This window comes from Belnapia arida (genome assembly GCF_016773205.1).
In the GTDB taxonomy this organism is placed as follows: Bacteria; Pseudomonadota; Alphaproteobacteria; order Acetobacterales; family Acetobacteraceae; genus Belnapia; species Belnapia arida.
In genome coordinates this window covers 188,088-194,160 of record NZ_JAETWB010000008.1, presented here as the reverse complement: position 1 = coordinate 194,160, position 6,073 = coordinate 188,088, and the positions used below count along the sequence as shown (strand labels likewise).

4 protein-coding genes are annotated in these 6,073 nt (G+C 68.4%); 3 read left to right on the top strand and 1 reads right to left on the bottom strand.

Translation table 11 applies throughout. The annotated features are described in order from the left end of the window. Positions 1 to 141: 141 nt before the first annotated feature. A complete protein-coding gene (locus tag JMJ56_RS17730) occupies positions 142 to 1,491 on the bottom strand; it encodes a transposase (RefSeq protein WP_202833100.1) in 1,350 nt (449 codons plus the stop codon). 345 nt (positions 1,492 to 1,836) lie between these two features. On the opposite strand from JMJ56_RS17730, the gene JMJ56_RS17725 reads away from it, so the two are divergent. From JMJ56_RS17725 to JMJ56_RS17715, 3 genes are all read left to right on the top strand, one after another. Next, entirely contained in the window at positions 1,837 to 2,097 is a 261-nt protein-coding gene (locus tag JMJ56_RS17725) for a hypothetical protein (RefSeq protein WP_202833099.1), read from the top strand. Positions 2,098 to 2,700: 603 nt separating this feature from the next. Then, on the top strand, positions 2,701 to 4,863 hold the full coding sequence (locus tag JMJ56_RS17720; protein WP_202833098.1) for an HWE histidine kinase domain-containing protein: 2,163 nt from the start codon (positions 2,701 to 2,703) through the stop codon (positions 4,861 to 4,863). Between the two features lie 149 nt (positions 4,864 to 5,012). After that, complete coding sequence (locus JMJ56_RS17715; RefSeq protein WP_202833097.1) at positions 5,013 to 6,062, top strand: ribonucleotide-diphosphate reductase subunit beta; 1,050 nt, start codon at positions 5,013 to 5,015, stop codon at positions 6,060 to 6,062. Positions 6,063 to 6,073: the final 11 nt, after the last annotated feature.

Here is a 6,073-nt window from a genome sequence, read left to right as displayed (position 1 = left end):
ACATGGTGAGGCCCAGTCGGCGCACTGCCCTACGTATCGAAACCGACCTGAAGGAGAAGGCTTATTTCGCGTTCAGACTTTTACGGGCGCTAGCAGCCTGTCGGATTTGCCCTCGGTGTCAGGCCGAGGGTTGAGGCGCTATCAGGCTGCGAGCCGCAGGTTGTGGAGCCTGCGGCAGTTGTAGGCGAGGGCGATCAGGGTCCACTCGCTGGTGACCTTGGCGAGGCCGCGGAGGTGGAAGCGGGTGAAGCCGAGGGCTGACTTGATGATGCCAAAGACCGGTTCGACGGTCTGCTTGCGCCGGGCGTAGCGAGTTTTGGCGTCGGGGGTTTCCAGCTTTTCCAGCATGGTGACGCGCCAGGGTTCGGTGACACGGCGGGTGGTCTTCGGCTTGGGTGAGGGGCGGAAGTCGTAGGGTCGGTGCGGCTGGGTGCGGCCGATGGCGACCAGCGGCTCGATGCCCTGCGCCTCGAGGGTGGCGACCGCCTCGCCTGAGGCGAACCCGGTGTCGGCGAGGACGGTCTGTGGCAGGCCGATGCCCTGCTGCATGCCGAGGATGGTCTTGGCAAAGCTTGGCGCATCGGCAGAGGTGGCGACGACGCTGGTTGCGAGGATCAGCTGTGAGCCCTCGGCGCAGACCACCGCCTGGGCGTTGTAGGTCTGGCGGTATTCGTGCGCGTCGGAGCGGCGCATCAACGCGCTGTCGGGGTCGGTGAGGTTGGACTGCCGCTCGGGTGGCGTGTCGTCGCTGGGCGGCTTGGGCGGGCGGCCCCGCCGGCCCGTCTTGGCCTCGTAGGCGGCGCGCTTGGCGTCATACTCGGGTCGGGCGGCCTCGGCTTCGGCACGGGCCTCGGCCTCAAGCCGAGCGCAGGCAGCGTCGAGCTTGGCCTTCAGCGCCTCGCGCCGGGCGATCTCGGCGGGTAGCGCCTGCGGGTCGGGCTGGGCCTCGGCGTCGGCTGCCTCCGCGCGGTCGGTGAGCGTGGCGATATCGGCGGTGAGCTTGGCGCGCAGCTCCTTGGCGCGATCATAGCGCACCGAACGGATCTTCGACGCATTGGCGTCGAGCTTGGTGCCATCGATCGCCACCATGCCGAGCCGTAGCAGGCCGGTCTCGCGGGCGAGCAGCAGCACCTGCAGGAAGGCCGCCTCGAAGGCAGCGCGGTTGGCCCGGCGGAAGACGGCGATGGTGTCGTGGTCAGGATGCAGGTTCGCCGCCACGTAGCGCACCCCGAGGTCGCGGTGCGTCGCCCGCTCAATGCGGCGCGAGGAGAAGATCCCGTTCGCGTAGCAGTAGATCAGCAGCGCCAGCAGCAGGCGCGGGTGATACTGCGCGCGGCCGCCCGGGGTCGGCCGCACCGCGAAAGCCCCGAGCGGTATCCGATCCACCGCGGCCACTACGAAGTGCGCCACGTCGTCCGCCGGCAGCCAGTCCTTGGCATCCGGCAGCAGCAGAAAGGCCTGCTCGCGGCTGAACGGAATGAACCCTGTCATGCCCGCCAGATTTGCCCATCTCAGACCAGCTGGGAATCCGACAAGCTGCTAGGGTGAACTGCCAGTCGATTTTGGGCGGGCCCCCATATCGGGCCTTGCGCAGCCCAACGATGGTCTTGGCCCAGCCGAACGCCACTTCGATCCGCCTACGGATGCACTGGCTGACGGCGTAGCCGGAACGGCTTGTGGTCCGACCTTCGGTCGCCGAGTGTCGTTCGCTGCTGTTCTGCGCCAGGTGCGGGGTGACGTTGATCTCGCGAAGCTCGGCGACGAAGTCGCAGCCGTCGAAGGCCTTGTTTCGCCGAGGGTGACCGGGTTCGGGCAGTCGGTGGGTGGTGCGATCAGGTGCAGCGCGACGAGTCGCTCGGCGTGGCGCGGGGCGCGGGTCGCGACGGCGCCGACGATCAGGCCGTTCCGGTTCTCCGTAAACGGGTGACCCATGAAGCAGAGCTTGGCCTCCTTGCCCGGACCCTCGTTGCGGAACAGCTTGACGTCCAGGTCGGTCGAGGAGGCATGCGTGTCGTTGCTGCGCTTCTGGCCCCGGAAGTCCTGCTCGCCGTTGTGTCCCACATTGGTGGTCAAGACGGATCCACTGCTCAAGATTGACGTAGATGCGCAGCGAACTCCGCATTTCGTCCTTGCCACGTATTCCGACCTCGCCTCCTGACAGGGCGAGCGAATCACGATCCGGCGCCAGTCGCGAGAGGGAATCTCAGCAGCCTGCTAGAGCGCGGGGCATGGCGCCGGATGCGCTCTGAGCATGGGTTGTACGGTTTGGCACTACTCACGCGCCAGCTACCATAATCCCCACAGATTGTGTTGTGTCAAGCTCGAGTACGCTATATTTAGTGAATGCCGGGAAACAGAAGCCGTCTCAAGCATCCCGGAGCTGATCGGAAACTTCGAACATGCGGAGCTGGCGAAAACTGAGGCTTTGTTTCCGGTGATACGGGTTCAAGCGCGCGCCCTGCCATGCAATCCATTGTTTTTAGCCCTATCCAACACACAGTTTCCGGTTGGGCTGTCCTATAATGCCAGTAGCCCGCTCTATCGCCTGAAAGCCTGTCCTGTCGTGGAATGCGCCGTTCGGCGCATTCTCCATATGGCGGCAAGACGTTTCGTTAGTGACATGCTTCGCATTTCAGTTCATATAAAGCCACCGCAACTTTTCGGTGGCCCGCCGGCGCGGCCCAGGAATCTACCGGACTCATGGACCAGAGCGCCGCCATGGGTGTGCCCGCCCCCGCGCCGGCCGCCGAACCCTCCGCCCCGCCGGACGGCCGCCTCCGAGGATTGCGCCTGCACCTCGTCGGGCTGGTCCTGGCGGTGCTGCTCCCGGCCCTGGGCTTCGGCGGCACCGCCTGCTGGACCGCGCTGCGCAGCTACCGCAGCGCCGCCGAGGCCCGCCTCATCGACAGCGCCCGCGCCCTCGCCGCGGTCATCGACAGCGAGATCGCCGCTCGCCGCGCCGCATTGCAGGTGCTTGCTGCCTCCTCCTATCTCGACCCGGCCGGCGACCTCGCCGCCTTCGACAGCCTCGCACGCAATGTGGGCACGGCCTTCGGCGGCTGGGTGACCGTGCTGGACCGCTCGCTCCGCCCGGTCGTCCACACCTTGGTCCCATCAGGCGGCCCGGTGCCGGGCTCCGGTGGCGGCATCGGCCCGGGCGGTGGCGGGGTGGCGATCGCGCGGGTCTTCGAGACCGGCCAGCCCACCGTGAGCGACCTGGCCACCGGCCGCAATTCGGGGCGGCTCAGCGCCTTCGTCTTCGTCCCCGCGCTGCGCGACGGGAAGGTGCTCTATGTCGTCGGCATGCCGATCCTGCCGGAGCACCTGGCGCGGCTGCTGCGTGGCCAGGTGCTCTCGGGCCAAGGCGCCATCGCCATCACCGACCGCCGCGGCGTCCTGGTCGCCCATTCGGAGGACCATGAGCGCCTGGTCGGGCAGCAACGGCCCCCACGCAGCGACCAGGAGCCACGGCGGGTCACTGGCCTGCTGACGGGCCGGCGGTTGCTCGACGGCAAGCCCATCCGCACCGCCTATCACCAGCTCGGCACCGCGCCGGGGTGGACCCTCTGGGTGAACGAACCCGAGGCGACCTTCATCGAGGCCTGGTTCAACCCGGTGGTGGCCTTGCTGGGTGGCGGCCTGCTGGCGCTTTGCTCCGGCCTCCTTCTGGCGGTCGGTCTGTCACGCCGCGTGCTGCGGCCCGTCCACGCCTTGGTGCGCCATGCCGAGCGGATCGCCGCCGGCTTGCCGCCGGAGGACCGCCCGCCGCCCCCGCCCGAGGCGGCGGTGGCCGAATTCGAGGCCTTGCGGATGGCCGGGCTGCGGGCCGAGGCCGCCTTGCGCCGCGGCGATGCCCGGCTGCGCCTGGCCCTGGAGGCGGCCGGGCTCGGCAGCTTCGAGATCGACCTGCGGGACCGGACCGCGACGCGGACCGGCCATGTCCTGCCCGCCCGTCCCGGCCTGCCGCTCGACGGCTTCTCCCTGGAGCGCTACCTGGCCGATGCGGTGCATCCCGAGGACAGCGGCCGGGTCGGGGCGGCGGTGGAGGCGGTGGCGAACGGTGCAAGCGAGCATTACCGGGTCGAATACCGGGCCCGGAACCGCGAGGGCGCCTGGATCTGGATGGAATCCTACGGCGCCGTGGTGGAGCGCGACGCGGCCAGCGGCCGCCCGCTGCGCATCGCCGGCGTCGCCCGCGACGTGACCGAGCGCAAGGCGGCGGAAGCGCGGCAATGGCTGCTGATGCGCGAGGTGGACCACCGCGCCAAGAACGCCCTGGCCGTGGTGCAGGCCGCCGTGCGCTTGGCCCCGAAGCAGGATGCGGCCGCCTTCGCCGCAGCGGTCGAGGGCCGGGTCACCGCGCTCGCCCGGGCGCAGGGGCTGCTGGCCGAGACCGGCTGGTCCGGCACCGCGCTGCGGACGCTGGCCGAGCGCAGCCTCGCCGCCTTCCTGCCCGCCGGCGCCGCGCAGGGCCCGGCCTGCACGCTGGCCGGCCCGGAGGTCGAGTTGACCGCCGCGGCGACCCAGCCGCTCTCCCTGGTGCTGCACGAACTCGCCACCAACGCCGCCAAATACGGCGCGCTCTCGCTCCCGGGCGGCCAACTCAGCCTGTCCTGGCAGGTGGATCACGCGGCCGGCCTGCTGCGGCTGCATTGGGAGGAGCGGGGCGGCCCGCCGCTCGTGCGGGCGCCGGAGCGGAGCGGCTTCGGCAGCCGCGTCATCCGGGCGAGCATCGAGGACCAGCTCCACGGCCAGGTGACGCGGGCATGGGAGGCCGAGGGGATGGTCTGCCGCATCACCCTGCCGCTGACCCATGTGCGGGCCCTGCCGCCCGAAACCACGGACCTCGCCGCTGCCCCATAAATTGTGTGCCTGGGAAGCAACACGCACAAAATCTGGTAGGGCAAGGAACCCCGCGACACCGCCAGCCTTCTTGTGGCACGCGGGGACTCCGCCCATCCTGAATTCACCGGGGACTCGACGGAGTGCCCGCCAGCCGCAAGGACACCACCATGCCCGATGGCATCCACACACCCGACGAGCACCCCGTGCGCTTCGACCTCCTCACCTCCAACCCGGTCTACAAGCCCTTCCGCTACCCCTGGGCCTATGATGCCTGGCTGACCCAGCAGCGCGTCCACTGGCTGCCGGAGGAGGTGCCGCTCGCCGACGACGTGAAGGACTGGCAGCGCAACCTCACCACAGGCGAGCGCAACCTGCTCACCCAGATCTTCCGCTTCTTCACCCAGGCGGATGTCGAGGTGAACAACTGCTACATGAAGCACTACAGCCAGGTCTTCAAACCGACCGAAGTGCTGATGATGCTCTCAGCCTTCTCGAACATCGAGACCATCCACATCGCCGCCTACAGCCACCTGCTGGACACGGTCGGCATGCCGGAACTCGAGTACAGCGCCTTCCTCAAGTACAAGGAGATGAAGGACAAGTTCGACTACATGCAGGGCTTCACGGTCGACAACAAGACCGAGATCGCCAAGACCCTGGCCGCCTTCGGCGCCTTCACCGAGGGGCTGCAGCTCTTCGCCTCCTTCGCCATCCTGATGAACTTCCCCCGCTTCGGGAAGATGAAGGGCATGGGCCAGATCGTCTCCTGGTCGGTGCGCGACGAGACGCTGCACTGCCTTTCCGTCATCCGCCTCTTCCGCACCTTCGTGCAGGAGAACCCGGAGATCTGGACCGAGGACTTCCGGCGCGACCTCTACCTCATCTGCGCCACCATCGTGGACCATGAGGACGCCTTCATCGACCTCGCCTTCGAGCTCGGCGGCGTCGAGGGGCTGAACGCGGCCGACACCAAGACCTACATCCGCTTCATCGCCGACCGCCGCCTGCAGCAGCTCGGCCTGCAGCCGCTCTACCACATCGAGAAGAACCCGCTGCCCTGGCTCGACGAGATGCTGAACGCGGTCGAGCACACGAATTTCTTCGAGAACCGCGCGACGGAATACTCCAAGGCCAGCACCTCCGGCACCTGGGAAGAGGCCTTCTCCGACAGCACCTTCGGCTCGCCCCAGCCCTCGGGCGATATCGCCACGCACTGACCTCCGACTGC

Coding starts and splice junctions, on each gene's coding strand:
- JMJ56_RS17730 (WP_202833100.1), bottom strand. CDS start 1,491: ATGACAGGGTTCATTCCGTTCAGCCGCGAGCAGGCCTTTCTGCTGCTG.
- JMJ56_RS17720 (WP_202833098.1), top strand. CDS start 2,701: ATGGACCAGAGCGCCGCCATGGGTGTGCCCGCCCCCGCGCCGGCCGCC.
- JMJ56_RS17715 (WP_202833097.1), top strand. CDS start 5,013: ATGCCCGATGGCATCCACACACCCGACGAGCACCCCGTGCGCTTCGAC.